Genomic DNA, 26,004 nt, shown 5'->3' with positions numbered 1-26,004 from the left:
GGAAGGCGGCCTCAGAGCCACTCCGTGTCGGCGTGCGCCGGGCCCCGTGCGGGGGCTTTGGCCCCGGAGCGGCGCCAAGCGGCGGCGATCTCCGCCGGGTAGCGGCGGGCGCTGCGGGTGAGCGCGGCGCCCGGGGTGAGTTCCGCGATGTCGTTGACGTGGAACGGGACGCCGCGGTCGGCGCTGAGCGGCACCGGCCCGGGGGCCCCGGGGCGCAGCAGGCGGGTGCCGCGGCTGCTGAGGTTCCGGAGGGTGAGGTCGCCGCCGGTGACGGTGGCGATGAGGTGGCGCCGGCTGACGCGGCGGGCCAGTTCCTCCGGGAGCAGCCGGTACAGGGCGATGCCGCCGGCGTCCGGGGCGCGCCCGATCTCCACGGTGGTGTCCGCGTCGAGGGTGAAGCGGTGTACGCAGGCGCCGTCGACGAGGAGTTTCAGCTGCACGATGCCGGTGCGCGGGCCGTCGTCGGCCAGCGGGGCGCGGTGCAGCTCGCAGACCGGGACGCCGTGCCGCATGAGGGGGAGCCGCACCTGGCTTCCGCGGCGGCGGTCGTAGAGCGCGCAGCCGCGTTCGGGGCAGCGCCAGTGGCGGGTGACGATCTCCCGCATCGGCCTGCGGTGGCGTCCGGCGAGCAGACCGTGGGCCTTGAGGTCGGACTCCTCGATCTTCCGGGAGATCTGCGCCGGGGTGCGGATGCCCATGTCCCGCTCGCGCAGCACCACCCGGTCGCCCTCGCGGGCCGGGGCGAGGAACTGCGTGGTGTTGCCCTGGATCCAGGGGTGGCTGGTGCGGAAGTCCCGGAAGTCGTCCCGGGAGATGACGGGGAGGCCGGTGACCTCGGCGAGGTCCAGCAGGGGCTCGTCGGCGTCGCCGGCCTCCTCGATCAGGCCGCGGCCGGCCCAGCGTGCCAGCAGCGCGGGCTCCGCCGGGCCGGGGAACGCGCCGCCGGCCCGGCGCAGGCTGCGGTCGGCGACGGCGTGGACGCGCACCGCCCGGTCGCCGGCCCGGTCGGCGAGGGCGTCCAGGACCAGGCGCAGGCGGTGCAGCGAACGGGGGTGGTGGCCGCCGAGGCGCTCGTCGCGGAGGACGTTGGACAGGTCGACCAGGGCGTCGGCCTCCTCGTGGGTGGCCGCCAGGTGGCGCTCCAGGCTCGCGAGGTCGTGACGGGTCATGGCCGGGCCGGCTCCCAGACGGTGAGCAGGGTGGAGACGTCGTAACGGTCGTCGACGGGGGTGAGCGCGGTGACCTCGAGCAGGGCGATGTTGCCCTCGCTGGTCGTGGTGCACAGGAGGCTGCCGACGGGGAGGGTGTCCTCGAAGTCGGCGTAGTCGAGGGACTCCGGCAGGACGTTGGTGCGGGAGCCGAGCTCGCACTCCTGCGCCGTCGGCCCGGAGGCGAGGCCCGTCGCGGTCTGGAACTCCCAGCGCTCCTTCAGGCTGTCCCCCAGGTACAGCTCCAGCGCGTCGTAGTCGTCGACGTCGGTGCCCGCGAAGGGCTCGTCGTAGTCGACGCCGACGTCGGTGTAGTCGTCGGTGCGCAGTTCGAACGGCTGGGCCTCGATGAGGAGGGTGTAGGGCTCCGGCTCGGGCTCCTGTGCGGTCTCCGCTTCCGTGGGCGGCGGGGAGGTGGTGTCCTCCTCCGGCCGGCCGGGGGTGGTGGCCGGGTCGGTGGCCGACCCGGCGGACGACCCGCCGCCTTCGGCCTCGTTGTCGCCGTCGCCGCCCAGGGGCAGCAGGTTGAGCAGCAGCACCGCCAGGGCCCCGGCACCGGCCGCGCCGAGGGCGAGGGGCAGCCGGCCGCGCCGGGGCGGACCGGACGGTGCGGGCGCGGCGGGCGCCGGGGCGGGGCGCTCGCCGGGCGCTGTCGCGCGGTACGTGGGCGGCGGGGGCGGCGCCGGGGCACCCGTCGTGCCGGGGAACGCCGCGCTGCCCTGCGTGGTCCCGCCGAACGCGGGGGCCTGCGGGGGCGGCGGGGTGCGGATCTCGGCGGCGCGGGTCCGGATCGACGCGGTGACCGGCGCGGGCAGCCAGTCGCGCAGGTCGTCCAGCGGCTCCCCGGCCAGCCGTTCGCAGAGTGCGGCGAGTTCGGCCGGGGCGATCCGCCGGCCGGGGTCGGCGGCCAGCGTGCGGGTGAGCACCTCGCGCAGCGGCTCCGGATAGCCGGAGAGGTCCGGCGGGCGCTGCTCGGTGCCGGCGATGAGGGTGGCCACGGTCAGGCCCCCGCCCTCCCCGTAGGGATGACGGCCGGTGGCCGCGACGGCGGCGATCAGGCCGAGCGCGAACACGTCGCCGGCCGGCCCCACCGGCTGCCCGAGGGCGTGCTCGGGCGACATGTAGTGCGGGGTGCCGATGAAGCCGTTCGAGGTGGTGAGCTGGGTGGCGTCCGCGGCGCGCGCGATGCCGAAGTCGATGACGTGGGGGCCGGATTCGGTGAGCATCAGATTGCTCGGCTTCAGGTCGCGGTGCACGACGCCCGCGGCGTGGATCGACTGCAGGGCCCGCGCGGCGCAGCCCGTCAGGCGCAGGGCGGCGGGCAGCGGCAGCGGGCCGTGCTCGGCCAGCGCGTCGTGCAGCGGCAGACCGGCGACGAACTCGGTGGCCAGCCAGGGCCGTTCGCCGCTGATGTCGTGGTCGACGACCTGGAGGAGGTGGTAGCCCTTGACGCGCCGCGCTGCGGTGACCTCCTGCGCGAAGCGGCGCCGGAACGTGTCGTCGCGGCCCAGGTCGCGGCGGATCAGCTTGAGGGCGACGGGCTGGCCGCCGCGGGTGTGCGAGAGGTAGACGGTGCCCATGCCGCCCTCGCCCAGCCGGGCCAGCAGCCGGTAGCCGGCGACCTCACGCGGGTCCTCCGGTATGAGGGGTTCGAGTGGTGATCCGGGGCGGGGCGGCAACGCGGTTTCCTCCGAAGACGACGGGAGACGGGGACGGCGGGCAGGCCGGGCGGCAGACGCCGGGCGCGGCCGGGGGCGACGGCGGACCGCCGGGCAGCGGACGGCCCGCCACCCGGGACACGGCCCCGGGGCCCCACGTCACGCCGTCCCCGCGGCACTGCACCGCTGCCCCTCCACGCCCGTCCTGTGCTTCCCCGAGGTGCAAACCCCAACTGACGATGGACTCGCCGGCCTCGAACCGGACGCTTGCGTAGGTGTGCCGCAGCACCCCACCGTCGGGGGGATTGCCGCACGGACCACCTGATCCCGGCTCCGCCAGGAGACTGGCGGAGCCGCTCAAGGTTGGCGACGCGCGAGGATGATCCCTCCCAGTTTGCTCTCGGCCGAGGTGAGAGTCTTGTGCGTCTCGACGGCGAAGCCAGCTTCGTTGAGCCACGCAATCGTCTGGTCGTGCTGCCTGCGATGGACATAGACCTTCATCGGGTGCCCGCCATAGCCCTCGGTCTTCAACCGCGACTCATCGCCGACGTGGAAACTGAGCAGCAACGGCCCACCGGGCCGAAGCACTCGACGGAAATGCGCAAGCACCGAGCCGATCTCGTCGTCAGGAATGTGGATCAGTGAGTACCAGGCGACCAGGCCAGTCACGGAGGCGTCGGCCAAGGCGAGGTCCGTCATGGAACCGAGATCGAACCGCACGCCGGGGTGTTCACGACGGGCCACATCGACCATACCCGGTGAGAGATCGATGCCGAACGCGTCCAGGCCAAGGTTCCGCAGGTGGCCGGTGATCCTGCCTGCCCCGCATCCCACGTCCGCGACCAGCCCGCCGCCTTGGGCACGCACCAGGTCGGCAAACAGCGCCAAGACCGCGCGCTCCTCGGGTGTTTCGTCCAAGAGGTGACGTGTCAGCTCGGCGTAACTTGCAGCGACGGTGTCATAAGACGTCCGCGTATCCGCCAGCCAGTCATCTGCGTTCAGTCCCCTCTCCACCGACCGCAGGCTACACAAGTCATCACGCGGCGCGATGGCTTGGTTCGGAGAAGGGCTGTTGTGCATTTCCTGCAACCGGCGAGAACCGGAGTGTGCGGGAGTCCCGCCACAAGCACGCCTGCGACATCTGCCACGGCAAGCGCGGGCAGATCATGCAGGCGTACCGCTCGGCGCGCGCGGCCTGGTGCCGAACGCCGCGGTGCTGTGGACGACCCGCTACCTGGACGCCGCCGGCGGGCAGCTGCGAGCGCTGCCCGCCGGGGAACGGGAGTACGACGGTACGAGGACGGCGCCCGCCTTTCCCCGCTCGGACACGCCGACCTCAACTGCCTGGGCCGCTACAGCTTCCACGCCACCGTCCCGGCAGGTGGGGGTTTGCGGTCTCTGCGCGCTCGGGACGTGGATGTCTCGGACGGGGACGACGAGCGACTGTCGTGACCGCGGCTCGTGCAGTGGGCGGAGGGCTTGCCTGTCCTGGCTTGCGGGGCCAGGCTGGCGGTGAAGCCGGTGTCGGCGTGCGGGAGGCTGCCGTGTTCCATCAGAAGTCCTGTAAGCGCCGCGGGGTGTGTACGGGCTGTATGCCGTTCGCGCGCCGTCCGTGTACCGCCTGGCAGGGGCCGCGGCCGGTGGTCCGGCTCGGCCGCACCGTGCTCACCTACCGCTCGTGCCTGCACTGGAGCGTCGCCGCCGCCGCCGCGGCCGTGGTCCTGCTTGGGGCCGGTGCCGTTGTGGGGCTTGTGCTGCCGCTCGGGGCTGCAGCGGTGGTGGTCGTTCTGGTGTGGCTGCTGGCCGCGCTGCGCGTGCTGCGTCTGGATGCCGCCTGTCCCGCCCCCGGTGGCGGCCCCGGCCCGGGCGGTGCCGGGTTGCGGGAGCCGCGCCGGCCGAAACCGCATCCGCCCGCCGGTGTCGTCGGGCTGCCGCTGCCCGACGGAGGGAAGAGCGGGGCCGCCGCCCTGGCCTGATCCGCGGTGTCAGGGGGCCAGCAGTGGGCCGAAGGTGCGGCTCGCGATCTGTGCGGCCTGCGCTTGGGCGACCACTCTACGCCGATACCACGTTTAACGACCCCCACGAAAACTCCGGCAAGCCCGACGGGTACCCCGAGCCCTGCGGCACCATCGGGGTGGGCGGTGACTACCGGGTGACCCGCCTTTGGGAGCAACAGGACCTGGACGGCAAACCCCCCAGCCAGTCGATCGTCCATGCCTGGAAGCGGGCCGTCCACCACCCCATCGAGTACGTGTGTGCCAACGTGGGCGAGGACGACACCCACGACAGCGACGAGGTCCTCGCCGAAGGTTGCGTGCCCTTCACCGGTGTCGGCAAGTACTCCATCAGTGGTCGGAACGGATCGGTGACTGTCGACGTTTTCCGATTTGAGCCCTTCAGCAGCTGACCCCTTGTCGGCACGGGTGCTCTGCTGTCCGGGCAGGCTCGTCCTTCCGGGACAGCAGAGCACCCGTGCGGCAGGAGATGCGGCGAGGGGGTGTCCGCACCCCCCTGCACGCTTCTCAGCGGTTTGGTGGGCCATGGGCTTGCTGCCGGTAGGGCCTGCCCGCGAGACGGTCGCCCTTGGGCCTCGTGGTCTGGTTGAAGGCCCATTGCCCGCGCTCGACCTTGTCGCGGCCGGCGCGGGTCAACAGCACCGGCCACCGGTTCGGCTTCTTGATCGCTCGGGGGCAGGTGCGGCCGGTGCGCGGGGCGAGCAGATGACGCCGGGCGTTGTTCGCGGCCTCGGTCATGGCGCGGGCGAGTCTGCGGGTGGTGGTGGCGGGCTGGGGAGGGCACGCTGCGGCGGATGATGCGCACGCACGTCAGTGAGGAGACGCGGTCGGTGTCCACGACGGGGCCGTGCTCGACGGCGGCCTGGTGGGCGAGCCGGCGGACGGTGTGGTGGACCGCGAGCAGCACGGCCCACAGCTCTTGGCAGGCGCCTTCGGGGGTGCGGGAGCGTAGCGGCCCGGCGGAGCCGAGGTGGTTCTTGATCTCGTCGAAGGTCAGCTCGATCTCCCAGCGCTGGAGGCGGCGCGCGGCCGGTTCCTCGACCGGGTACTGCTCGTGGTCCAGCAGGGTGGTGCCCAGGAGGATGGTCTGCCCGCCCGTGGTGGTGAAGGTGATGACGTCGGGATCGCAGACCGGGCAATCCACGATGTCGGCGGGGCACAGTCCCGTCTTGTCTCTCGCAGAGAAGGTTCCGCGACGGCGAGTTGTGTTCGCGGGGCCGCCAGGCCAGACTCCCGCTGGCAGGCAGCCGTGCAAACAGGCTGGTCAGCGCCCCGCCCCTCCGGGAAGCTCCAGGGACTTCTCAGGGACTTTCCGTCCTGTCCGGGGGACTTCCCAGGGACTTTTCACCGTGGAAGGAGGGAAGGGCCGGACAGGACGAAAAGACGCGTTCCCGCAGGACAGGGCCGGCCAGGCCCTCAGCATTCGATGATGTTCACCGCGAGCCCGCCCCTGGCCGTCTCCTTGTATTTGACGCTCATGTCGGCGCCGGTCTGTTTCATGGTTCTGATCGCCTGGTCCAGCGAGACGTGGTGCCTGCCGTCGCCGCGCAGCGCCATCCTCGCGGCGGTGATCGCCTTCACCGCGGCCATCCCGTTGCGTTCGATGCACGGGATCTGGACCAGGCCGCCGACCGGGTCGCAGGTCAGGCCGAGGTTGTGCTCGATGCCGATCTCGGCGGCGTTCTCCACCTGTTCCGGGGTGCCGCCCAGCACCTCGGCGAGCCCCCCGGCGGCCATCGAGCAGGCCGAGCCGACCTCGCCCTGGCAGCCGACCTCGGCGCCGGAGATCGAGGCGTTTTCCTTGAAGAGCATGCCGATCGCCGCCGCCGCGAGCAGGAAGCGCACGACGTCCTCCTCGCCGGTGCCAGGGACGTACTCCAGGCAGTACCTGAGCACCGCCGGGATGATGCCGGCCGCGCCGTTGGTCGGGGCGGTGACCACCCGGCCCCCGGCGGCGTTCTCCTCGTTCACCGCCATCGCGTAGAGGGTCACCCAGTCCAGTGCCAGGGCCGCGCCGCCCGGGGTGCGGCGGAGCCTGCGGGCCGCGGCGGCGGCCCTGCGGCGCACGCGCAGGCCGCCGGGCAGCACCCCCTCGCGGCTCAGGCCGCGCTCGACGCAGTCGTCCATCACCCGCCACAGGCGCAGCAGCCCGGCGCGGACCTCGGCCTCGGCGCGCCAGGCCCGCTCGTTCTCGAGCATCAGCGCGGACACCGAAAGGCCCGTCTCGCGGGTCAGCCGCACCAGTTCGTCGCCGGTGCGGAAGGGGTGCGGCAGCGCGGTGCCCTCGGGCCGCACCCGGTCGGGGCCCGTCGCGTCCTCGTCGAGGACGAAGCCGCCGCCCACCGAGTAGTACGTCCTGGTGAGCAGCGTCCTGCCCGCCGCGTCGAAGGCCGCCAGCCGCATGCCGTTGGCGTGGCGCGGGAGGGAACGGCGCCGGTGCAGCACCAGGTCCGAGTCCGGGTCGAACGCCACCGGGTGCGCGTCGCCCACCTCGGTGGCGAGCAGCCGCAGTTCGCGCCGCCGGCGCACGCGCGCGGCCTCCTCCTCTGCGGCGTCCACGTCCACGGTGTCCGGGGCGTGGCCCTCCAGGCCGAGGAGCACCGCCTTGGGGGTGCCGTGGCCGTGGCCGGTGGCGCCGAGCGAGCCGAACAACTCGGCGCGCACCGCCGCGGTGTGTGCCAGCAGTCCCTCGTCCTTCAGGCGCGTGGCGAACATCCGCGCGGCGCGCATCGGGCCGACGGTGTGCGAGCTCGAGGGGCCGATGCCGACCGAGAACAGGTCGAAGGCGGACAGGGCCACCGCTGACTCACCCTCACTCGTGGGTGAAGGCGGTGTACTCGTCGGCCGAGAGCAGCTCCGCCTCGCCCGCGGCGGCGTCCGGGCGCACCCGGAAGAGCCAGCCCTCGGCGAACGGGGCGGAGTTGACCAGCGCGGGGTCGTCGGCGACGTCCTGGTTGACCTCGGTGACCTCGCCGCTGACCGGGGAGTACAGCTCGCTGACCGACTTGGTCGACTCCAGCTCGCCGCAGGGCTCGCCCGCGGTGACGGCGGTGCCCGGCTCGGGCAGCTGGACGTAGACCACGTCGCCGAGCGCGGAGGCGGCGTACTCGGTGATGCCCACCGTGGCGACGCCGTCCTCGGCGGCGGAGATCCACTCGTGGTCCTTGCTGTAACGCAGCTGCTGCGGGTTGCTCATGAGATTGCTCTCCCTTGGGGTATGCGGGGTCGGGGGGATGCGGGGTCGGAGTGTGCCGGGTGTGCGGGGTGCGGGGCGCCGCGGGGGCGTCCCGCGGCGCGAGGGGGCGCGCCGGATCACCTCGGGCGCCGGTAGAAGGGCAGGGCGACGACCTCGCAGGGTTCCCGCGCCCCGCGGATGTCCACGAAGACCTCCCCGGTGCCCGGCGCGGCGTGCGCGGCGTCGACGTAGGCCATGGCGATCGGCCGGCCCAGGGTGGGCGAGGGGGCGCCCGAGGTGACCTCGCCGATCACCCGGTTCGCGCCGTCGAGCACCCGGTATCCGGCCCGCGGCACCCGGCGGCCCTTCGCGATCAGGCCGGTCAGCGTGCGCGGCGGGCTGGTGGCGGCGCGTTCCGCCGCGGCTTCCAGGGCCGCCCTGCCCACGAAGTCGCCCGGCTTGCCGAACTTCACCACCCGGCCCAGGCCCACGTCGAACGGCGTGCGGGAGGCGGTGAGTTCGTGCCCGTACAGCGGCATCCCCGCCTCCAGGCGCAGGGTGTCGCGGCAGGCGAGGCCGCAGGGCCGCAGTCCCTCCGGCTCCCCCGCCTCGGTGAGGGCCTGCCACAGGGGAGTGGCGTCCCCGGGCGCGCAGAAGAGCTCGAAGCCGTCCTCCCCGGTGTAGCCGGTGCGGGCGAGCAGCACCTCGCGCCCGGCGACGGTGGCGGCCTCGGCCGCGTAGTAACGCAGCCCCGCCAGGTCCGCCTCGGTGAGGCGGGCCAGCACCGCGGGGGAGGCCGGGCCCTGGACGGCGATCAGCGCGTAGGCGTCCCGGTCGTCGCGGACCGCGGCATCGAGCCCGGCCTGCCGCTCGGCGAGCGCGGCCAGCACGGTGCCGGTGTTCGCGGCGTTGGCCACCACCAGGTAGTCCCGTGCGGTGAGCCGGTAGACGATCAGGTCGTCGAGGATGCCGCCGGACGCGTCGCAGATCATCGTGTACCGCGCGCGGCCGGGGGCGAGCGCGGAGAGCTGCCCGACGAGGGCGCGGTCGAGGAGGGCGCCGGCCTCGGGGCCCGAGACGGTGATCTCGCCCATGTGCGAGAGGTCGAAGAGACCGGCCGCGGTCCGCACCGCCTGGTGCTCGGCGCGCTCGCTGCCGTACCGCAGCGGCATCCGCCAGCCGGCGAAGCCCGTCATCGTGGCGCCGAGTGCCAGGTGCACGGACTGCAGCGGGGTGGCGCGCTCCCCGGCGGGCAGCACGTCGGGAGCGCCGTCCCGGGGACGGCCGGGGGAGGGGGGCGTGGCGTCGGTCATGGGCTGGCTCTCCGGGAGTGCGAGGCGGTCTGGGCAGGACGGGGTCCCTACCCTCCCCCTCTGTCATCGGCACCTGAGAGGTTCGCCCCGGCCCGGCGGCCGGCGGCTTGCACCGTGGGTGGGGCCGCGCCGCGGCGGCCCGCTTTTCAGATTCGCCTTCCACGCGCGGTATCTGGGCCTGAGAGATTCAAGGGAGGACTTGCTCCTTCGGCGCCCCAGAGGCTGGGGACTCTCCCGCGCGGGGTCGAACGGCCAGTATGCGGTTGTCCGGGCTGCCCGGCGCCGCGTGGCGGTGGCGTGGGCACGCCGCCCGGACATCATCGCACGAACGCCGGGAGCGAGCCCGGCGGGCCGAGCCGTTAGGGTGCCTGCCGTGGGGGGAACGGGAGTTCAGCCGGACTAGGGGACGAGTAAGCGATGACCATGCCACGGCAGGGACCCGGCTTCGGCGGCGGCTGGCCGAGCAACGAGCTGGAGGAGGTGCTGGCCGCCTCCCTCGGCGTGGCCGACGCCGGGCCGAGACTGCTGAAGGTGCTCTCCCGCAGCGCCGTGTGGGTGCCGCTGCCCGAGGGCGGCAACCGGGAGAGCCGCAGCCTGGACCTGCCGACCGTGGAGGTCAACGGCGGGCTGTACGTGCCGGTGTTCAGCTCGGCCGAGCAGCTGCACCTGGGCGGCGCCGCGCACCTGCCCTTCGCGGTGGCGCCCTCCTGGGAGTTCGCCCGCGGCCTGCCGCCGCAGCTGGGCATAGCCGTCAACCCGGGCGGCACGGTCGGCATGCCGGTGCCGCCTGCCGCCGTCGCCCAGCTGTGCCGGGCCACCCCGGGCGAGCGGGTGCCGGGCGTGCCCACCGGGGCCAGGATGCGCCTGTTCCAGCCGGACTGGCAGGAGGACCCGGTGGACTTCCTGGCCGAGGCGGGCCGCGAGCTGTCCGCGCTGTGGTACGTCAGGACCGCGCGCCGCGGCCTGGCCAGCGCCGAGGGCGGGCCGCCCTCGCTGTTCGTCGGCGTGGAGCTCGACGAGCTCGACGAGGAGCGGCGCGCCGAGGTGAACGAGGCGCTGGGACGTGCGCTCGCGCGCCGGGCGGTGGCCTGGCCGGTGCAGCTGGTGCTGCTCGACGCCGCGGAGGACCCGGTCGTGGACTGGCTGCGCGAGTGCGTGCGGCCGTTCTACGCACGTGACGTGTGAGACGGGGGCCGTTTTCGCACCTTGCCGCCCGGCGGAATGCCTCTCAAGCTGCTGTGGTGGGCATGTGACTAGGGGAGCGAGATTTCCGGGACAGCCGAGCGCGAGGAGGACCGGCCCAGGTGACTGCGCGACGAGGCGTCGAGGAGCTGCTGCCCCTGATCACCGCCGATCGCCCCGACCGCTGGGACACCTACGAGGAACTCCTCGCCGCGCTGGCCGACAGCGAGGTGTGGATGCTGCTGTGGCACGGCAGCCCGGGGGAGCCGGAGGCCCAGTACGGCAGCGTGGAGGTGGAGGGCCACGGGTACGCCCCCGCCGTCACCTCGGAGCGCGAGCTGGCGGCCAGCGGCTGGACCCGCAAGTACGAGGTGGTCGGCGGCCGTGACATCGCCGCCGCCCTCTACCCGGAGCACTGGGGGCTCTGGCTGAACCCGCATGCGGGCGGCGGCGGCCTCGGCGTCCCGTGGCTCGACCTGCGCCGGATCGCCGGCGGCCTGGACCGGCTGCCCGCGGGGCCGTTACGCATCGGCGAACCGAGCGTCGCCGCGGACGCGTTCTACGCGCGGCTCGCCCTGGAGGCGCGGCGCACGCCGGTGCTGCGCAGCCTGCGCCGGGCCTGGGTCCAGCCGGCGGTGGGGGCCGCGTACCTGGTCATCGGCCTGGAGGTGGACGACCCGGACGAGCCGGCCGCCGAGGAGGTGCGGGGGATGATGCGGCGGGCGATCGCCGACGTGCCCGAAGGGCTGCCGGTCGGCACGGTGGCGATGGCGGACGCCTACGACCCGGTGGCGATGTGGCTGCGCGCCCACACCCGTCCCTTCTACGACCGCGACGCGCCCGCCGCCCAGGACCCGGGCGCGCTGCGGCAGGGCGGCTACGGCTACCCGGGCCCCTGAGGCGGCGCCCCGCACGGTCTCCGGCCGCCTTCCGCCGCGCCCGGCCGCGCCCGGCCGCGTTCCGTTCCGTTCCGGAAGGGCGGTTTCGGCGGCGCCACTCGGGTTACCCGTGACCGACAACCTCCCGAGGACCACGACGCCGGACACCGGGAAACACCGGGGAACTCTGGGAAACACCGGGGAACTCTGGGGAACACTGGGAAAGGGGCCGCCGCAATGCAGGCCGTCAAGAGCACGCTGCCGGACACCACGCTCAAGATCATCGGCGAGGCGATGCAGGGCGCGCTGGTCGATCTCGTCGACCTCTCCCTGGTCGCCAAGCAGGTCCACTGGAACATCGTCGGGCCGCGCTTCCGCTCGGTGCACCTGCAGCTGGACGACGTGGTGGAGACCGCGCGCACGCACTCCGACACGGTGGCCGAGCGGGCCGCCGCGCTGGGTCTGCCGCCCGACGGCCGGTCCGCGACCGTGGCCTCCGGCACCGGGATAGCGACGGTGCCCGAGGGCTGGCTGCGGGACACCGACGCGATCCGGACGATGGTGGAGGCGCTCGGCGCGGTCATCGTCCGGATGCGCGAGCGCCTGGACGACGTCGGCCAGGTGGACACGGTCACCGAGGACATCCTGATCCAGCTGACCAAGGACCTGGAGAAGCACCACTGGATGTTCCAGGCGGAGAACGCGGGGTGAGGTCGGGGCCTCAGGGGGCCTATGACCTGCTGAAATATGCGTGACGTGATGTGACGGGGCGCGACGAGGACGCACGAGAGGTGACGGAAGAACACCGGAATCTCGCGGGTGACCGGAACGCGACCGGAACGTAGTGAGGCCCCGACCGGACCCTGTGAAGGGCGGTCGGGGCCTCCTGAGGGCGCCTCGGCCGGGCGTCGGGACCCGGGCAGGCGCCCGCCCGTGAGGGCGCAGTGAGGGTGTGGTCTGCACCACACCCTAGGTGTCTCTCTAGGGTGTGACCACCCCTTTGCCCACATCGTGATTTACCACGCCGTGGTATGGGCTAACTGATCTTGGTCCGATGATGTGGTCCGGGTGCCAGCCGCCCGGCCCCCAGACCACCTCCTGCCGCTCCGCGCCGCCGTCGGCGACCGCATCCGCGCCGCGCGCCGCGCCCGCGGCCTCACCCAGGAACAACTCGCCGAGCTGCTCCTCGCCGACTTCAAGACCGTCTCCCGCATCGAGGGCGGGGTGACGTCGCCGCGCCTCGACCGCATCCTGGAGATCGCCGTCGCCCTCGACGTGCCGCCCGCGGCCCTCATGCCGGCCGGCCCGTGGCCGGACGGGCTCGGGCCCCGGCCGGCGGCGTAGGCGAGTGGCGGGCCGCGGCCCCGGTGGTGCTGGTGCGCCTGCCGGACGGACAGGAGGTGCACGCCGCGGTGCTGCGCCGCCGGCGGGACCCGGCCGGCGGCTGGGCGTACCTGCTGGAGCTGCCGCTGTGGGCGCGGGCGGAGCTGGGGGGCGGCCGGGGCAGCTCCTCGGTCAGGGGTAGGTCCCCGCGTCACAGGGGGAGCAGGACGCAGGGGCCTGAGGTGGGGGTGTGGAGACGATACGCCCGGGGCGGCCGGGAAGCGCCCGGCGTGCGGCCGGAAACGGGCACACGGCCCCGACGCGTCTGCCAGGGTGGTCCCATGGACTCGACGGTGACCCTCTACGGCGGCCCGCTCGACGGCGAACGCCTGGATCTCTACGACCCTGGCGACGACAGCGTGCGGCGCTGGGGCGGGGATGTGCCGTGACGGAGCCGCGGGGATGGAGTAAGGCCGCACGCCGCCGAAGCGCGGGCCGCACGCCGCCCGGCGGTTGGCCGGGCCCGGCGTGCAGTCAGTGCGGGCAGCACCCGGGGCGGCACCCGCGGACCGACGCAGCCGGGGTCCGGGGGGTCGTGTGTGACGACTGCCAGTGGGAGCCGCGCGAAGGGCTCGCGTTCGGCTGACGCTACGCCGCAGGCACCTCGCCTGCGGCGATCTGGCCCGCGGTCCACGGCTCGCCGGGGCCCGCGGGGTCCAGCAGCACCGCCACCGCCTCAGTCACCTGCTCCAGCCCCACCGTGACGCCGCCCACGGCCACCGCGCCCACCGTCATGACGGGAGGATCGCACGGCGAGCGCCGCGACGGCTACCGGGCCTCGTCGAGCCGGGCCGAGAGGCGCGCGGCGAGGCCGTAGGCGGGGTGGTCGTCGAGCTGTCGCCGGCGCCGGTTGTACCGCTGGGTGGTGCGCGGGTCGGAGTGGCCGACGGCGTCCTGCACGCGCTCCAGCGGCACCTCGTCGGCGAGGTTGTCGGTGATGAACGCGTGCCGCAGGACGTGGGGCTTGATGCTGTCGGCCTGCGGGAGCCCGGCCTTCCTGGCAAGCATCCGCAGGTGCTTGTGCACCTCGGGTTCGGACCAGCGCCGGCCGGTCGCGGTGATGAACAGCGGGCCGTCGGCGCGGTCGCCGAGGTAGGTGCGTAGCGCGTCGTAGGCGAGGGGGGGCAGGGGCGCGGCCTTCCGCTTCCCACCTTTGAGCCGGAGCGGCAGGGTGTGGTGGCCTCGGTCGTAGCCGAGTTGGTCGGCGTCGAGGGACAGCAGTTCGTCGATGCGGGGTCCGAGGAGGTACAGCAGCGTGACGAGGGCGTAGGAGCGCGGGTCGTGCTGCCGGGCGGCGTCGATGAGCGCGGCGGTCTCTTCGGGCAGCAGGCCCTCGGTTGGCGAGTGGTCGGGGTCGATGCGGGGCCGGAGGACGCTGGCGAACGGGTCGGCGGGGACGGCTTCGACGCGGACGGCGTAGGTGTAGAAGCTGCCGCAGGCGGCGAGGGCCTGGGCGCGGCCGGAGTCGGAGAGCGGCGGCCCCGTGGGCGCGGCCTCGCCCGGTCGCCCGCCCTTGACGCGGCGCATGGTGGGCGCGGTGGTGAGGTGGTTGCTGTAGGCGTCGGCGAGCGGCAGCTTCGCCTGGAGCGGGTGGATGCCGGCGGCACGGGCGTAGTCCTCCCAGCGGAGGAGGTTCCGAGCGTAGGCGCGGCGGGTGTGCTTGCTGCGCTGGCGGGCGATCCACGCCCCGGCGACGGTGGGCAACGGGTCGTGGTCGCCGTAGATCTCCGTGAGCCGGTCGCGGAGGGCCTTCGCTTCGTCGGGCCAGTCGTCGCGGGGGTCGTGGCGCGCGGTGGAGACGGCGCCGGCCTGGCGCGGGACGAGGGCGGTCATCGCCTCCTCACTTCGCGCCTGAACGGTCGGCGGCACGAGCAGCCTGGACTTCCTCGGCGGTGACGGTCTCGAAGTGCCACCACCGACCGTTCTCCCACTGCATGATCCGGGCGGTGTCGGCGCCGGAGCCAAGCGCGTTCCGCACGTGCTGGTACGCCTTGGCCTCACTGGCGTGGTCGATCTCGACGAGTTGCACTCCGTTCTGGGTGAGGATCACCCGCCACGGCTTGCGGGGCTTGATGGTCATGGTCGACTCCCTCTCACCTTCTCACTAGTAGTGGATAACTGTCATTATCCACCATCGAGAGGAATGCGAGCGAGGGGCGTGGGTCGTGCAGACGACGGTCGTCCCCGGCGGAAGCAGCAACTGGACGCGGGTGTGGGACCCGGATGCCAGGCCGGCGACGGTGGCGGAGCGGAAGAGGCTTCAAGAGCTGCTCTTCGGAGGCGCTGGGCGTACATCGAGGTGCAGATCCCGGCCGCCCGCTGACCGGGCACACGACGAACGCCCCGCCCCCGCCATCACGGCGGGGGCGGGGCGTTGTCGCGAAGCGGTCGCACGGCCAGCATGGCACGCAGGTCTGACAGCGGCGTCAATCGGCGAGCCAGGGTGGCACGGGAGGCTCGGGCCGGCCGCCGCCGACCTCGGCCGCGGCGCCCTGTGAGGCGAGCGTGCCGGAATCCGCGGGCGGGGGCCCCGTTGGCGCGGCAGGGGCGGGCTCTTCGGGCATCGTCACCCCTCCGGGGAGAGGCGGGCCGTGCGCCGGTCGACCCGGTCGACCGCATCGCGGAGGCTGGCGCCGGAGTTGGGGTGCAGCTCGTGCTCGATCGCGGTGACACGGTCAGCGATCTGCGCGGTCTGCTCCTCGATGGCCGCGACCCGCGCCATCAGCCCCGGCCGCGCCGGCACCCCGGACCGAGCCGGGGTGCCCTTCCAATCGTCCACCAGGTCATCGACGCGGCCGACGACCCGGGCAGCCGCCCGCGCCGCCCGCCACCCGGCACCGATCAGCGCGAGCACGCCCACGCCTGCGCCCGTCCAGGCCGCGATCTCCTCCGGGCTCACCGGGCGGCCACCTGGTCGCGTGCGAGCGCCGCGGCGAGCGGATCGCCCGCGGGCGCCGGGTACTGCGGCGGCCGGGCCCAGCCGAGGGCGATTCCCGCCGCGGTCCGCAGCCAGCCCGCGCCGAGGCGCCCGGCCCACTGCTCCAGCAGCCGGAAGGCCGCGTAGTAGCCCATGGTGAGCGCGGCCGTGACCTCGGTGGCCACGGTGGCGTCGTCCAGGTCGAGGCGCATCCGGGCCGCGGCGCCGAGGATCAGGCCCGCGACGATCGGCACGACCGTGCGCATCAAGGACGTGAAGAGGTTCATCGGTCACTCACCCCGCCGAGTGCGTCGCCGAGCTCGGCGAGCGCCGCGCGGGCGCCGGCTTCTGCCGCGGCCTGGATCTCGGCCGCGGTCAGGCCGCCGCCCTCCGCCAGGCGCGCGAGCACGGCGCCCTGCGCGCCCTGCGTGGCGATCACCTCGCGGAGCCGCGCGCCGAGGTACGTCAGCCACGTCTCGGCGGTCACATCCGGGTTGCCCTTCGCCTTCGCCTCGGGCGCGGCGGTCAGGAAGTCCCGGCGCCACACGCGCTCGGCGATCTTGTCTATCTCTGCGGCGGTCAGCGCCACGTCATCCTCCTCAGGGGTGGTGTTCGGCGACCAGCTCGCCGGGTGCTTGAGCCGCTCGGCCACGCGCCGGCGGATGTCGGGCATCGAGATGCCGGGGCCGCGGGGGTCGATCTTGCCCGGCTGCCACTCCAGGTGGCCGATCACCGAGGTGTCGCCCGCCTTGCCCCAGCCGTGGGCGCGGCAGATCGCGGCCGAGGCCCGGACGATCGCCTCGACCTGGGCCGCCGGCCACGGGTCGCGGTTGTCGCCGAGGTTGACGCACTCGAAGCCGTAGAAGCGGGTGTTGCCGTCGGTGTCGGCCTCGTCGACACGCGGCAGGGCGCGCTCGGCGATCACGGCGGCGAGGACGTCCCCGTCGCCCTTGCCCGCGTGGTTGGCGCGCCCGTGCCCGACGAGGTGGACCGTGCCGTCCTTCGCGATCACGCCGTGGCACAGCGGCCCCGGCAGGTCGGAGCGGCCGTTGTAGCACAGCTTGACGGAGGCGTCGGTGCCGGAGGTGACGGTGTGGTGGATCATCACGCCGTTCACCGGGCCCCAGGGCCCCGCACTGTTGCGGTTGTGCGTGCGCCAGGACCGGTACTCGACCACGCGCACGCCCTCCGCCCGGAGGGCCGCCAGCAGCCGGTCAGCAGACAGCGGGGTGGCCACGTCACGCCTCCTCAGCGGGGGCGGGCCACGGCTCGCCGGGGGTCGTCAGGTCGTAGCGGCGTCCAGCACCGAATGAGGCCTCAGGGAACGCGGCGGACAGCTCGCTGAGGAGGAGGTTTGCCGCGGCCTCCATGGCGGCGTCGATCCGGTCCCCCTGCGCCGGGTCAAGGCCGGCGGGGAGGGTGATGTCTACCTCGCCGTCGTCCGTGTAGCCGCTGATCGTGTAGGTGACGCGCTGGGCGCCGGCGGGCATGGCCACGTGCCTCTCCTTCAGAGTGAGGTGAAGGTGCCGTCGAAGCTGATCCATTGGGGGCGGACGTTGGTGTCGACGTCGTAGAGCCGCATCTCGCCGGACGGCCGCACGTCCACGCGGATCACGGTCTTGGCGCTGCCGACGGCGGAGCAGGCGACGGGCATGCGCCGCAGGGCGACCGGCCGTGCTGCCGCCGGGAGCCCGGCGTCAAGGCCGGTGATCGACACGTAGGGGCTTGGGTCGGTCGGCCAGGTGGCGCGGCTGATGCAGCCGCGGAACATGAGGGCGCCCTCGCCGAGGAGGTTGACCACGCGGTACTGGAGCGCTGGTGCGCCGTCCGCGCCCTGGGTCCAGTCGGAGGTGATGGGCACGTCGGCCCAGTCCTGGGCGCCGGTGCCGACGGTGACCCACTGGGTGCCGTCGTACCAGGTGAGCTGCCTTTCGGCCTGCGTGGATGCAAGCATGCCGAAGGCGGGGCTGGCCAGGGTGGCGTTGCGCTCGGCGCTGGAGGCGAACCGCATCGCGCTGCGGGGCACGAGCCCGTCGGCGAGGTCGCGGGCGAGCCTCGGGCCGTTGGGGGCGTCCGTCAGGGCCGCGATCTGCACGCCCTGCCCGTAGTCATCGGTCGTCGGCACGGGGCCTCCTCAGATCGTGTAGTAGGTGACGCAGTCGAGCGAGATCCACTGCGGGCCCGAGGTGTCGAACAGGCGGACGATGCCGTCTGGCTGCACCTCGACTCGGACCGGCGCCGCGGTCGACCCGTTGCGCGGCGAGGACCAGCCGATCGGGTACGGCGGCCTGGCGGCGGCCGGGATGATGGCCAGGGTGGTGTTGTTCGGGATGGCGCCGGCGTCGGTGCGCCCCAGGCGCCCGCGTAGCATCACGCGGCGGCCCTCGAGGAGGTATCCCGGCGGGGCGCCTCCGCCAGCGGCGGTGTAGCCGCTGGTCAGCGGGATCGCAGTCCACGCGCCGCCGCCAGCGGCGAGGGGCGGGGCGGCCTGCCAGTTGCCGTCTCCGGCCCGCCACAGGACGCATAGGTCGCCTGCCTGCGGCAGGAGGTATCCCTGGGTGCGGCGGGCGCGGATCTGCCCGCAGTCCACCGTGCCGTCGTTTCCGACGGCGGTGACCTGCGCGGTGTGCCAGTCCGCCCCGCGCACGTCCGGCGTGGTGGCGCCCTGGATGCGGGCGGCGGTGGCGATGGCGTCCGCGAGGCGCGCGGAGGTGCTGGTCATGCGTCCTCCCTGCCGGAGATCATCTCGATGGTGAACGCGTCGCCGAGCCCGAGGCCGATGCTGTACGCCTGCACCTGATACAGGTCGCGCCGCCCGGAGCCGTACACGGCGCGGACCACGTCGCCGGGCTCCAGCAGGGGGTTCGGCAGCGAGGTGATGTCCGCGGTGACCGCTGGCTTGACGGACTGCTTCAGCAGGGCCGCAGCGGCGGCCTCGGCAGACCCGGACGTGATGATGGCCGGCGAGCTGTAGAAGTACGGCACCCGGCCGAAGGGGCCGTCGACGTAGGTCGGGCTGGTCGGGTCGTCGTCTTCAGCGACCGCCACCACCCGCGCCGAGCCCGTCTCCGCGTTCTCGCCCGAGGCGACGACGACGTTGTAGATGCCGTCGCGGGACCAGCCGGCCGACGCCTCGATCAGCACGCCGCCCTCGCCCGCGTCGATCTGCCACGCGACGGGAGCCGTCAGCAGATCCGGCAACGGCTCGATGTGGAAGACGCCGTCGGGGTCGGCCCAAACCTCGGCGCCGACGGTGGTGGCCAGCTCCTGCACGGCCGCCCACCGGTCGTCCCCCGCGTCCCATGTGCGGGGCCCCAGCAGCGTGTCGGGGGCGGTGCTCGTGACGACCGCGGTGGGCAGCGTCGAGTGGATCAGGGCCGTGATCGCGGTGACCGCCGCCGCGGCGAGGCGCGTGCTGTACGGCGCGGTGAACGAATCGTCGGCGATCACCGCTTCCAGCCCGCTCGCCGTGATGGTGACCGGCCCGACGTCCGGGTCGCCGTCCAGCGAGTCGAGCCTGCCGTAGAAGATCGGCACCGTCTCGGTGATGCCGTCCGGGTGGGCGACGCCGTACAGAACGCGCACCCGCGCGCCGGCCACCCGCAGGAAGTCCGCGGGGCTGGCGGGTAGTAGCGACAGGTCGGTCGAGGTGACGGTGGCGGTGCGGCGCACGGCCTGCCCGCGGTCCACCCGCACGCTGCCCCCCGTATGCGGCACGGTCGTGACCGAGCCGTCAGGCCAGTGCAGTTCCACAACCGTGACCAGGCGGTGCGTCTCTCGCAGGGCGGCCAGGAACCGCGGGCTCGGGGCTGGATACACGAAGTCACCCCCCGATGCGACGGTCGAGGAGCACGTCCTCCCACGTCGCGTAGGAGTCGAGGACCTCCTGCCAGGTGGCGCACTCCGTCAAGATGTCGCGCCATGTTCGGCCCGCGCTGCCGTTGACGCCGGTGGCGGTGGGCATGTCCGTCTCCGTCAGCGGAAGCGTCCAGCCCCGCCACGGCTCCCGGCCGTAGGGCGAGACGCGGGCCTCCGTCACGTCGCCGACCGTCGCGTAGACCTGCCCGACGCCGAAGCCGGGCGCGGTCTGCCACAGCAGCGGCGCGCCGGAGGAGAGCAGCAGCCGCAGCGCCTCGCGCTCGGCATCGTCCCGGGTCCACACCTGGAGGTCGCCGACCCGGCCCCCACGCACATCCGACACGGTGACCGGGTTCTGCCGGCCGCGCACCACGTACTCGGCCGCGCGCGCTGGCCGCGTCCAGTCCGGGCCGCCCCCGGCCTGCACCACCAGCCGCATGTTCCGCTGCGGGTTCGCGGGGTCCTTCAGCCAGCAGGTGTTCGGGTCTCCCGGGTCGAGGGTGACCGGGTCCGTGTGGCGCCGCTCGGTCAGGGCCCCGGTGCCGGCGTTGTAGGTCTCCACCAGGTACGTCACCGGCGTCCCGAGGGGCGCCTCGTAGTCCTCGATGATCAGTTCGTCGGCCGGGATCGGCACCCGGTCGTACAGCCCGCTCGGCCCGCGCACCAGCACCCGGGCACCGTCCGGCGTCACCCGCCAGATGCTGATGAGCTGCCCGACGTGCAGCTCTCGCAGGGTGAGCCGGATCGCGCCGATGTCCGGGAGCGGCTCCGCGGTCTGGAGGCTGAGTGCCTGCCACAGCGCCACCCGGTCCAGCCACAGCGTGCTCGACGCCGCGGTGGCGGTGAGGGTGTACTCGATCGCCGCCTGCGTCGCACCAGCCGGGGCGACGGCGTCGTTCGTAAGGCTCCACCAGCCCGGTGTCGGGGCGGCGCCCGAGGTGTCGGTGGTGACCCCCACCTCGGTGCCCTCGTCGTCGTACCAGCGGACGGACCGGGCGATGTCCCAGGCTCCGGAGGCGACCTGGGCCCACACCTGCCACCGCCAGGACAGGCCGCCGCCGTCCGTGCGCAGCGGCCAGATCCCGGAGCGCAGCACGCTGGCGGCAGCAGTCGCGGAGGTGACGACCAGGTAGTAGGTGCCGTCCCCGGCGGCCGACGACCACACCGAGCGGGCGATCGTCCCCGGGCCCGAGACGATCTCCCAGGAGCCCACGCCCTGCTCGAAGCTGGCGTCCGCGTAGGGCACGACCGTCCCGGCCTGGAACTCGGGCGTGAGCGCCATGACGACGCCCTCGGCGAAGAGCGCCTGCCCCGCGGATGCCGAGTCGATACCTGCGGCCATGCCCGCGCGCACGGTCCCGGGTGGGGCCGTGCCGGAGACGATCTGCCGGTACAGCCCCGTGCCGGGCTGGTCCAGGTAGGCGCGGACCGTGTCGATCAGCGCGTCCGCGGCGTCGTACCAGCGCAGCTCCACCCAGCAGTCAGCGGTTGAGGTGGGGGGTGCGAGGTAGGCGTAGGCGAGGTACTCCGTCCCCGCCTCGGCCACCGGCCGCTCCGCCGCCGCCATCACCATGTCGCCCGCGACAGAGGCGGTGGCCGCCGCCATGTGGCCGCCACCAAGGTAGAAATCGACCGGCCAGCTCACCGCAGGCACCACGCGGCTGACCGTCGCGTTGGTCTCCCCCTCCCAGCCGGAGGCGTCGATCTCCGCCGACTCGACGTTGAACCCGAGCAGATTGCCGGTGTACCGGATCGGCAGCCCCAGATAGAGGTTGTCCCAGTAGTGCACGGCTCCCGCGGCCTGGGCCGTGGCCGATACCAGTACCTGGGCCTGCACGGCGTCCGCCGGCGCTGGGCCAGCCACGCTGACGCGGTGCCAGCTGGAGCTCGCCGCCGAGGTGGTCAGCGACCACGTGATACCGAGCTCCGCGTTGCCAGCGGACAGCCAGCGGATCCCGATCCGCTCCGGCTGCGTGCTCGAGGAGGCATCGGCGAACGCGAAGTACGTCGTACCGCCGATGACCGGGTATGACGCGGCGGTCCGCGCCTGCATCTCCCCGGCCGCCGTGGCGGTGAGCCGCAGCGTCCCGGGGCCATTCCGGCCGCCGCTGCCCAACGAGATCGCGCAGTTGGCCAGTGCCGCCCAGCCGGACGTGTTCGGGTCCACCATCTCCGTGGTGGACCCGAGGAGGTTCCCCGGGATGGGCATGGTCACCTCCTTCGGGCGCCGAGCGCGGTCGCGACGTTCCCGAGTTCCTGGTGGACGGTGCCGCGGAACGCGCCCATCAGCTCCCCGCTATCGAGGACGAGGGTGCCTGTCATCGCACTCGGACCCACGCCCGCGGCACCGAACGAGGAGTCGGAGACAGCGGCCTGGATGCCGGCGAGGTTGCCGTGCGCGATACCGGCCACGGTCAGCGCGGCGGCCCGCACCTGCCCCTGCCGGTCGAGGATGCCGTCCGCGAGGGACTCAGCGATCGACCGGCCCGAGTACAGCGTCCAGCCGCGGCCCGAGAAAGGCCCCTCTCTCGCGGGGCTGAAGGGCAGCAGGGCCCGGGCTCCGGACAGGACTCCGCCCACCGCATCCTTGACAGCGCCGCCCATGTCCTTGATGCCGTCGACGAAGCCCTGGATCAGGGCTCTTCCGCTGTCGTAGAGGTAGGAGCCGATATCGCCGAGGGCATCGGCGGCCTTACCCGGGAGGTCCCCGACGGCGTCCGCTGCGTCGCCGATCTTGTCCTTGGTCGCGCGGACCAAGTCGCTGCCCGCCTCCCACATGCGGTCCCACAGCTTGTCCGCCAGGGATGCGAGCGCGGCGTATGCCTGACCCGGCAGCCGGGTGAAGGTGCTGATCACCTGGCGTCCGAATCCGACCACGAGGTCCTTGGCCGCGGTGAGCGCGCCGGAGAAATCGCCACGCAGCAGTGCGGCGATCAGCTCGGCGGCCGGGATCACGATGTTGTTGATTGTGTCGGCCAGGTCGTCGGCGAACGCCGCCGCGAGTCCGGCGACGAGGTCGATGACCTGCGTGATCAGCGGCATCGAGGCGGTCAGCACGTCGGCGAGGAACAGCAGTCCCGCCTCGATGACCGGCCCGAGTGCCACCAGCAGCTGCGCGAGCGACTCGCCGAGGCTCGTGATGCTGGGGGTCAGCGCCGTCACCAGCTGCGACAGGATCGGCATCAAGACGGCGGTCAGCTCGGCGATCGCGTCCAGGATCGGCTGGAGCACCGATGGCAGCACCGCGAGCACAGGCTGCAACGCACTCGCGAGCACGGTCACCACCTGCTGCACGACCGGGGACAGCCGCCGCAGCACGTCGGCGACGGTGGCGATGACCGGGGTCAGTGCCGGGCCGAGGTGCGCGATCAGGTCGCCCACGATCGGCAGCAACGGCGTGATCGCCTCGGCCACTTCGCCGATCACCCCAGCCACCTCGGCCAGGACCGGGCCGAGCGCGGTGACGATCGGCACCAGAGCGGTACCCAAGGAGGCGACGAGGTCCCCGACCGAGGGCAGCACCGGCGCAAGAGCGTCAGCGAGTTGCCCGAGAGTGCCGCCCAGAGCGCGCAGCAGCGGGCCCAGAGCCTGGGCGACGGGGCCGAGTGCCTGAAGCAGCGCCGAAGCCAGGTCGCCGAGCGACGGCAGCAGCGGAGCGACAGCGCCCAGCAGGTCGTCGAAGCCGCCGGCCGCGTCGATCAGGAGAGGAGCCACACTCTCCAGGGCGCCGGTGAGGGCCTGCCCGAGGGTGGCGATCAGGTTCTCGACCGGGGGACCGAGTTCGGCGAAGATCCTGCCCAGGATGGGCAGCGCGGTTTGCAGGACGCCGCCCACGCTGACCGACAGCTGAGCCATGACGCTGGCCAGTGCAGCCAGCCCGGCCTGGACGTTCGGGTCGGCCGTGACGTCGGCCAGCGCCCGGCTGATGTTCCGGAGCCCGACGAGGAAGCCCTCACCGGACAGGGAAACGCCGCTGAAAATGTTGCCGAGCGCGGTCGCGACGTTCCCGGCGATGTCCCACAGCTGGCCGAGCATGTCGACTGCGCGCTCGATCGCCTGCTGCATGGCGCCGGAGGCGAACGCGTTCGCCATGCGCTGCCTCAGCCGGTCGAGGGCACCCCCGGCCGCCCCGGTCAGCCGCGCGAAGCTGGGGCCCGCGGCGGCGCCGATCTGCACCAGGCCCTGCACGATGGTCGCGGGCAGCCCGGACAGGTTGTACAGCCCGGTGTTCGCGTAGGACAGGGCCGTCCCCAGCGCGCCACTCTGGCCGAGCCCGGTGGCGGTGTTGAGGACCTGCCTGCCCATGAGGTTGAGCGCACCAGCCGAGTTGGTCAGGGCATTCTGGAGGATCGGCAGGGTGGTCTGCGCCGTCCGCCGGAACGTCGAATCCAACTCGGTGAACAGCCGGTTCTGGACCGACTGCTTCAGCGCGTCCAGCGCGGGCTTCATGCCGCGGAGCTCACGCACGAACGCGCGGGCGTTGGGGCTGAGCTTCTTCAGCGCCTCCGCGAACGCCTCGGGGTCGCTGGTGTCGAACGCCGCGGTGACGGCGTCGCCGACGCCCGAAAGGCCGATCTTCAGGGCAGCCCCTGCCGAGACCGCCGCCGTGATGCCCGTGGCCGCCAGCCCTGCCGCGGGGGCGATGCTCACCATCAGCCCCGCCAGGCCGCTGACCGGGCCGAGCGCCGCGCCCACAGCGGAGCCGATCACCGCGATACTGCGGGCGGCCCCCAGCGCCGCACCGCCCACACGGCCGAGCGACGACGCAGCCGACGACCCCAGCGACCCGATGCCCGCCAGACCGCCGGCCAGGGCGCGCAACGCCCCCCGATCGGCGTCCAGCCCGGTGCGCACCACAGGGCGCGGACGCAGCCCCGCCAGGGTCCGCCGCAGCCGTGCGATCTCCGCGCGGGAGACCTCCAGCCGCACCGGGAGCCGCAGCCTCGTGCGGCCGGACGTCAGTGACGCCCGCAGCCGTGCGATCTCCGCCCGCGCGAGATCGAGACGCACCGGCACCCGGATGCGGGCCCGGGACAGGGCGAGCCGTAGCCGGGCGATCTCGCCGCGCGCCAGATCAAGGCGGACCGGCACCTCGATGCGGGCCCGCTCACGAGCCACGGCCCGTCGCAGATCGGCGGCGAGACGCGAGACATCCGGGACGACCGGCACCTCAATGCGGGGCCGAGCTCTCCCGACCTCGGCGCGCAAGCGCGACGCGAAGCCGCTAAGTTCCGGGACGACCGGGACATCAACGCGAGGAGAGACACCCGCCAGATCCGCCCTCAGGCGGCCCGCGAATCCCGCCGTCCTCGGGACGACGGGCACCTCGATCTGCGCTGCCGCGCCCGAAAGACCGGCTCGCAGCCGCGCGGCGAAGCCGGCGGTGTCCGGCGCCACGGGCACCTTGATGCTGGAGCGCAGCGTCGACAGGCGTGCGCGGAGGTCGGCGGCGAACCCAGTCAGGTCCGGCACGGCCGCGACCTTGACCTGGGCGCGTCGCTCCACCCGGTCGAGATACCGCTGGAGCGACGTGGCGAAATTGCTGGTGTCGGGCAGCACGCGGATCGAGATCCGCCCGCGCTCGACACCGCCGGGGCCGGCCATGTGTGATCACCCGCCCCTCAGTGGTCTCAGCTGGCCATGGCCGCCAGGTACTGCTCAGGGATGGGGCGCGCGTCTGGATGCCGCGACAGGTCCAGGGGCTTCGCCTCGGCAGCCGGCTGCTCCGCTGCGGGGCGGGGCACCGGCCGCGGTCGGGTGATGCGCTGCTTGCTGTTGGCCTGCGCGGTCACCCACGCCGCCAGGTGCACGCCATCCACTAGCGCGGCCAGCAGGTGCGTCTGCACGTCCCACGCCCGGTGCGCCGGGCCGCCCCGCACGCTCGCGGCGAGGGCGGAGTCGTCGGGGAGGTGCTCGACCAGGTCGACGACACGGCGCGGCGCCAGCGTGCCCCGCCACACGTCGGCCAGGTCGAGGCCGATGCGCTGGAGGTCGTAGCGGAGCGCGGCGCCGTGCCCGTCGTCGATCAGCTGGCCGAGCTGGGCGCTTCCGGGAGCTGGGTGGTCTCCGTGTACTGCTCGATGACGAGCAGGAGCAGCGGCAGGTCCCAGGTCTCAACCTCGGCCCGTAGAGTGTCAGGCTTGTCAGCGACGAGGAGGAGGAAGTCCCGGATCGCGCGCTCTTGGAGGCCGATCCTGGACATGTCGTCGGAGTCGGCGCCGTTGGTTTCGTTGATGGCTCCGAGCAGGGCCTGCGCCGTCGTCCGGCCCTTGTCGTCCAGGCGCAGCAGGTTGCGCAGCCGTACCGTTGCGCCGTCGTCGAGGTCGATCGGGTAGTCGATGAAGCGCTGCTCCGCCTCCGCGCGAAGCTCGGCGATGCTCGCCATGATGAGGTCCCTCCATCAGGGTGGTCCCGTCG

Annotated in this window: 27 protein-coding genes, 2 pseudogenes and 1 riboswitch; of the genes and pseudogenes, 7 read left to right on the top strand and 22 right to left on the bottom strand. The window is 73.5% G+C overall.

Going from position 1 to position 26,004, the window contains the following annotated elements:
- Positions 1–11: 11 nt before the first annotated feature.
- The 3 genes from D7294_RS17260 to D7294_RS17250 form a co-directional block, all read right to left on the bottom strand.
- Positions 12–1,169 carry an FHA domain-containing protein gene (locus D7294_RS17260; RefSeq protein WP_241562430.1) on the bottom strand — a complete coding sequence of 386 codons (1,158 nt, stop codon included), beginning with the start codon at positions 1,167–1,169 and terminating at the stop codon, positions 12–14.
- Positions 1,166–2,887, bottom strand: a complete 1,722-nt coding sequence (locus D7294_RS17255) for a serine/threonine-protein kinase (RefSeq protein WP_241562429.1) — start codon at positions 2,885–2,887, stop codon at positions 1,166–1,168. The genes D7294_RS17260 and D7294_RS17255 overlap by 4 nt, the downstream gene beginning before the upstream one ends.
- Before the next feature lie 336 nt (positions 2,888–3,223).
- Positions 3,224–3,868, bottom strand: a complete 645-nt coding sequence (locus D7294_RS17250) for a class I SAM-dependent DNA methyltransferase (RefSeq protein WP_120680906.1) — start codon at positions 3,866–3,868, stop codon at positions 3,224–3,226.
- Positions 3,869–3,969: 101 nt separating this feature from the next.
- Between D7294_RS17250 and D7294_RS33980 the strand changes: the two are divergent.
- The 3 genes and pseudogenes from D7294_RS33980 to D7294_RS33235 form a co-directional block, all read left to right on the top strand.
- Positions 3,970–4,318, top strand: a pseudogene (locus D7294_RS33980) (Tn3 family transposase); the annotation flags it as partial.
- Between the two features lie 92 nt (positions 4,319–4,410).
- The gene (locus D7294_RS17240; RefSeq protein ID WP_147450854.1) at positions 4,411–4,842 is read left to right on the top strand and encodes a hypothetical protein; all 432 of its coding nucleotides are present in this window, start codon (positions 4,411–4,413) and stop codon (positions 4,840–4,842) included.
- 50 nt (positions 4,843–4,892) lie between these two features.
- Positions 4,893–5,273, top strand: a complete 381-nt coding sequence (locus D7294_RS33235; protein WP_241562428.1) for a hypothetical protein — start codon at positions 4,893–4,895, stop codon at positions 5,271–5,273.
- A gap of 115 nt (positions 5,274–5,388) precedes the next feature.
- Here the strand turns inward: D7294_RS33235 and D7294_RS33230 are convergent, their stop codons facing one another.
- From D7294_RS33230 to gcvT, 5 genes and pseudogenes are all read right to left on the bottom strand, one after another.
- Complete coding sequence (locus D7294_RS33230) at positions 5,389–5,619, bottom strand: hypothetical protein (RefSeq protein ID WP_241562427.1); 231 nt, start codon at positions 5,617–5,619, stop codon at positions 5,389–5,391.
- A 169-nt stretch (positions 5,620–5,788) separates the two neighbouring features.
- Positions 5,789–6,136: pseudogene (locus tag D7294_RS33975) on the bottom strand (transposase); the annotation flags it as partial.
- A 161-nt stretch (positions 6,137–6,297) separates the two neighbouring features.
- The gene (locus tag D7294_RS17230) at positions 6,298–7,680 is read right to left on the bottom strand and encodes an L-serine ammonia-lyase (RefSeq protein WP_120680656.1); all 1,383 of its coding nucleotides are present in this window, start codon (positions 7,678–7,680) and stop codon (positions 6,298–6,300) included.
- Positions 7,681–7,693: 13 nt separating this feature from the next.
- Positions 7,694–8,077 (bottom strand): glycine cleavage system protein GcvH, encoded by a 384-nt coding sequence (gene gcvH / locus D7294_RS17225; protein WP_120680654.1) that lies wholly within the window; start codon positions 8,075–8,077, stop codon positions 7,694–7,696.
- A 116-nt stretch (positions 8,078–8,193) separates the two neighbouring features.
- Positions 8,194–9,369 (bottom strand): glycine cleavage system aminomethyltransferase GcvT, encoded by a 1,176-nt coding sequence (gcvT, locus tag D7294_RS17220; RefSeq protein WP_120680652.1) that lies wholly within the window; start codon positions 9,367–9,369, stop codon positions 8,194–8,196.
- Positions 9,370–9,525: 156 nt separating this feature from the next.
- Positions 9,526–9,616, bottom strand: a riboswitch (glycine riboswitch).
- A gap of 170 nt (positions 9,617–9,786) precedes the next feature.
- Here gcvT and D7294_RS17215 point away from each other — a divergent pair.
- From D7294_RS17215 to D7294_RS17200, 4 genes are all read left to right on the top strand, one after another.
- A complete protein-coding gene (locus D7294_RS17215; protein ID WP_120680650.1) occupies positions 9,787–10,554 on the top strand; it encodes an enhanced serine sensitivity protein SseB in 768 nt (255 codons plus the stop codon).
- Between the two features lie 119 nt (positions 10,555–10,673).
- Positions 10,674–11,450, top strand: coding sequence for an enhanced serine sensitivity protein SseB C-terminal domain-containing protein (locus tag D7294_RS17210; protein WP_120680648.1), 777 nt, complete (start codon positions 10,674–10,676; stop codon positions 11,448–11,450).
- A gap of 216 nt (positions 11,451–11,666) precedes the next feature.
- On the top strand, positions 11,667–12,140 hold the full coding sequence (locus D7294_RS17205) for a Dps family protein (RefSeq protein WP_120680646.1): 474 nt from the start codon (positions 11,667–11,669) through the stop codon (positions 12,138–12,140).
- A 357-nt stretch (positions 12,141–12,497) separates the two neighbouring features.
- Positions 12,498–12,773: a helix-turn-helix domain-containing protein gene (locus tag D7294_RS17200; RefSeq protein ID WP_120680904.1), complete on the top strand. Its 276-nt coding sequence runs from the start codon at positions 12,498–12,500 to the stop codon at positions 12,771–12,773.
- A gap of 627 nt (positions 12,774–13,400) precedes the next feature.
- On the opposite strand, the gene D7294_RS31985 is transcribed toward D7294_RS17200, so the two are convergent.
- The 14 genes from D7294_RS31985 to D7294_RS17130 form a co-directional block, all read right to left on the bottom strand.
- Positions 13,401–13,547: a hypothetical protein gene (locus D7294_RS31985; RefSeq protein ID WP_158674642.1), complete on the bottom strand. Its 147-nt coding sequence runs from the start codon at positions 13,545–13,547 to the stop codon at positions 13,401–13,403.
- 33 nt (positions 13,548–13,580) lie between these two features.
- The gene (locus D7294_RS17190; protein ID WP_120680642.1) at positions 13,581–14,645 is read right to left on the bottom strand and encodes a tyrosine-type recombinase/integrase; all 1,065 of its coding nucleotides are present in this window, start codon (positions 14,643–14,645) and stop codon (positions 13,581–13,583) included.
- A gap of 7 nt (positions 14,646–14,652) precedes the next feature.
- Positions 14,653–14,892: a hypothetical protein gene (locus D7294_RS17185; protein ID WP_120680640.1), complete on the bottom strand. Its 240-nt coding sequence runs from the start codon at positions 14,890–14,892 to the stop codon at positions 14,653–14,655.
- Positions 14,893–15,378: 486 nt separating this feature from the next.
- A complete protein-coding gene (locus D7294_RS17180; protein WP_120680638.1) occupies positions 15,379–15,711 on the bottom strand; it encodes a hypothetical protein in 333 nt (110 codons plus the stop codon).
- On the bottom strand, positions 15,708–16,016 hold the full coding sequence (locus tag D7294_RS17175; protein WP_120680636.1) for a hypothetical protein: 309 nt from the start codon (positions 16,014–16,016) through the stop codon (positions 15,708–15,710). The genes D7294_RS17180 and D7294_RS17175 overlap by 4 nt, the downstream gene beginning before the upstream one ends.
- Complete coding sequence (locus D7294_RS32270) at positions 16,013–16,966, bottom strand: N-acetylmuramoyl-L-alanine amidase (RefSeq protein ID WP_174248371.1); 954 nt, start codon at positions 16,964–16,966, stop codon at positions 16,013–16,015. The genes D7294_RS17175 and D7294_RS32270 overlap by 4 nt, the downstream gene beginning before the upstream one ends.
- Position 16,967: 1 nt before the next feature.
- On the bottom strand, positions 16,968–17,225 hold the full coding sequence (locus tag D7294_RS17165; RefSeq protein ID WP_120680634.1) for a hypothetical protein: 258 nt from the start codon (positions 17,223–17,225) through the stop codon (positions 16,968–16,970).
- Positions 17,226–17,236: 11 nt separating this feature from the next.
- Entirely contained in the window at positions 17,237–17,854 is a 618-nt protein-coding gene (locus tag D7294_RS17160) for a hypothetical protein (RefSeq protein ID WP_120680632.1), read from the bottom strand.
- A 9-nt stretch (positions 17,855–17,863) separates the two neighbouring features.
- The gene (locus D7294_RS17155) at positions 17,864–18,451 is read right to left on the bottom strand and encodes a hypothetical protein (RefSeq protein ID WP_120680630.1); all 588 of its coding nucleotides are present in this window, start codon (positions 18,449–18,451) and stop codon (positions 17,864–17,866) included.
- Positions 18,448–19,548: a DUF5047 domain-containing protein gene (locus D7294_RS17150; RefSeq protein ID WP_120680628.1), complete on the bottom strand. Its 1,101-nt coding sequence runs from the start codon at positions 19,546–19,548 to the stop codon at positions 18,448–18,450. The genes D7294_RS17155 and D7294_RS17150 overlap by 4 nt, the downstream gene beginning before the upstream one ends.
- 4 nt (positions 19,549–19,552) lie before the next feature.
- Positions 19,553–21,796 carry a hypothetical protein gene (locus tag D7294_RS17145; RefSeq protein WP_120680626.1) on the bottom strand — a complete coding sequence of 748 codons (2,244 nt, stop codon included), beginning with the start codon at positions 21,794–21,796 and terminating at the stop codon, positions 19,553–19,555.
- A gap of 2 nt (positions 21,797–21,798) precedes the next feature.
- Complete coding sequence (locus D7294_RS17140; protein ID WP_120680624.1) at positions 21,799–25,191, bottom strand: phage tail family protein; 3,393 nt, start codon at positions 25,189–25,191, stop codon at positions 21,799–21,801.
- A 26-nt stretch (positions 25,192–25,217) separates the two neighbouring features.
- Entirely contained in the window at positions 25,218–25,547 is a 330-nt protein-coding gene (locus D7294_RS17135) for a hypothetical protein (RefSeq protein ID WP_120680622.1), read from the bottom strand.
- Positions 25,548–25,612: 65 nt separating this feature from the next.
- Complete coding sequence (locus D7294_RS17130; protein WP_120680620.1) at positions 25,613–25,972, bottom strand: phage tail assembly protein; 360 nt, start codon at positions 25,970–25,972, stop codon at positions 25,613–25,615.
- Positions 25,973–26,004: the final 32 nt, after the last annotated feature.

Origin of the sequence: Streptomyces hoynatensis (assembly GCF_003626535.1) — a bacterium.
Lineage (GTDB): Bacteria > Actinomycetota > Actinomycetes > Streptomycetales > Streptomycetaceae > Streptomyces > Streptomyces hoynatensis.
Note: the sequence above shows the minus strand (reverse complement) of the source record. Positions and strands in the feature narration are given on the sequence as shown.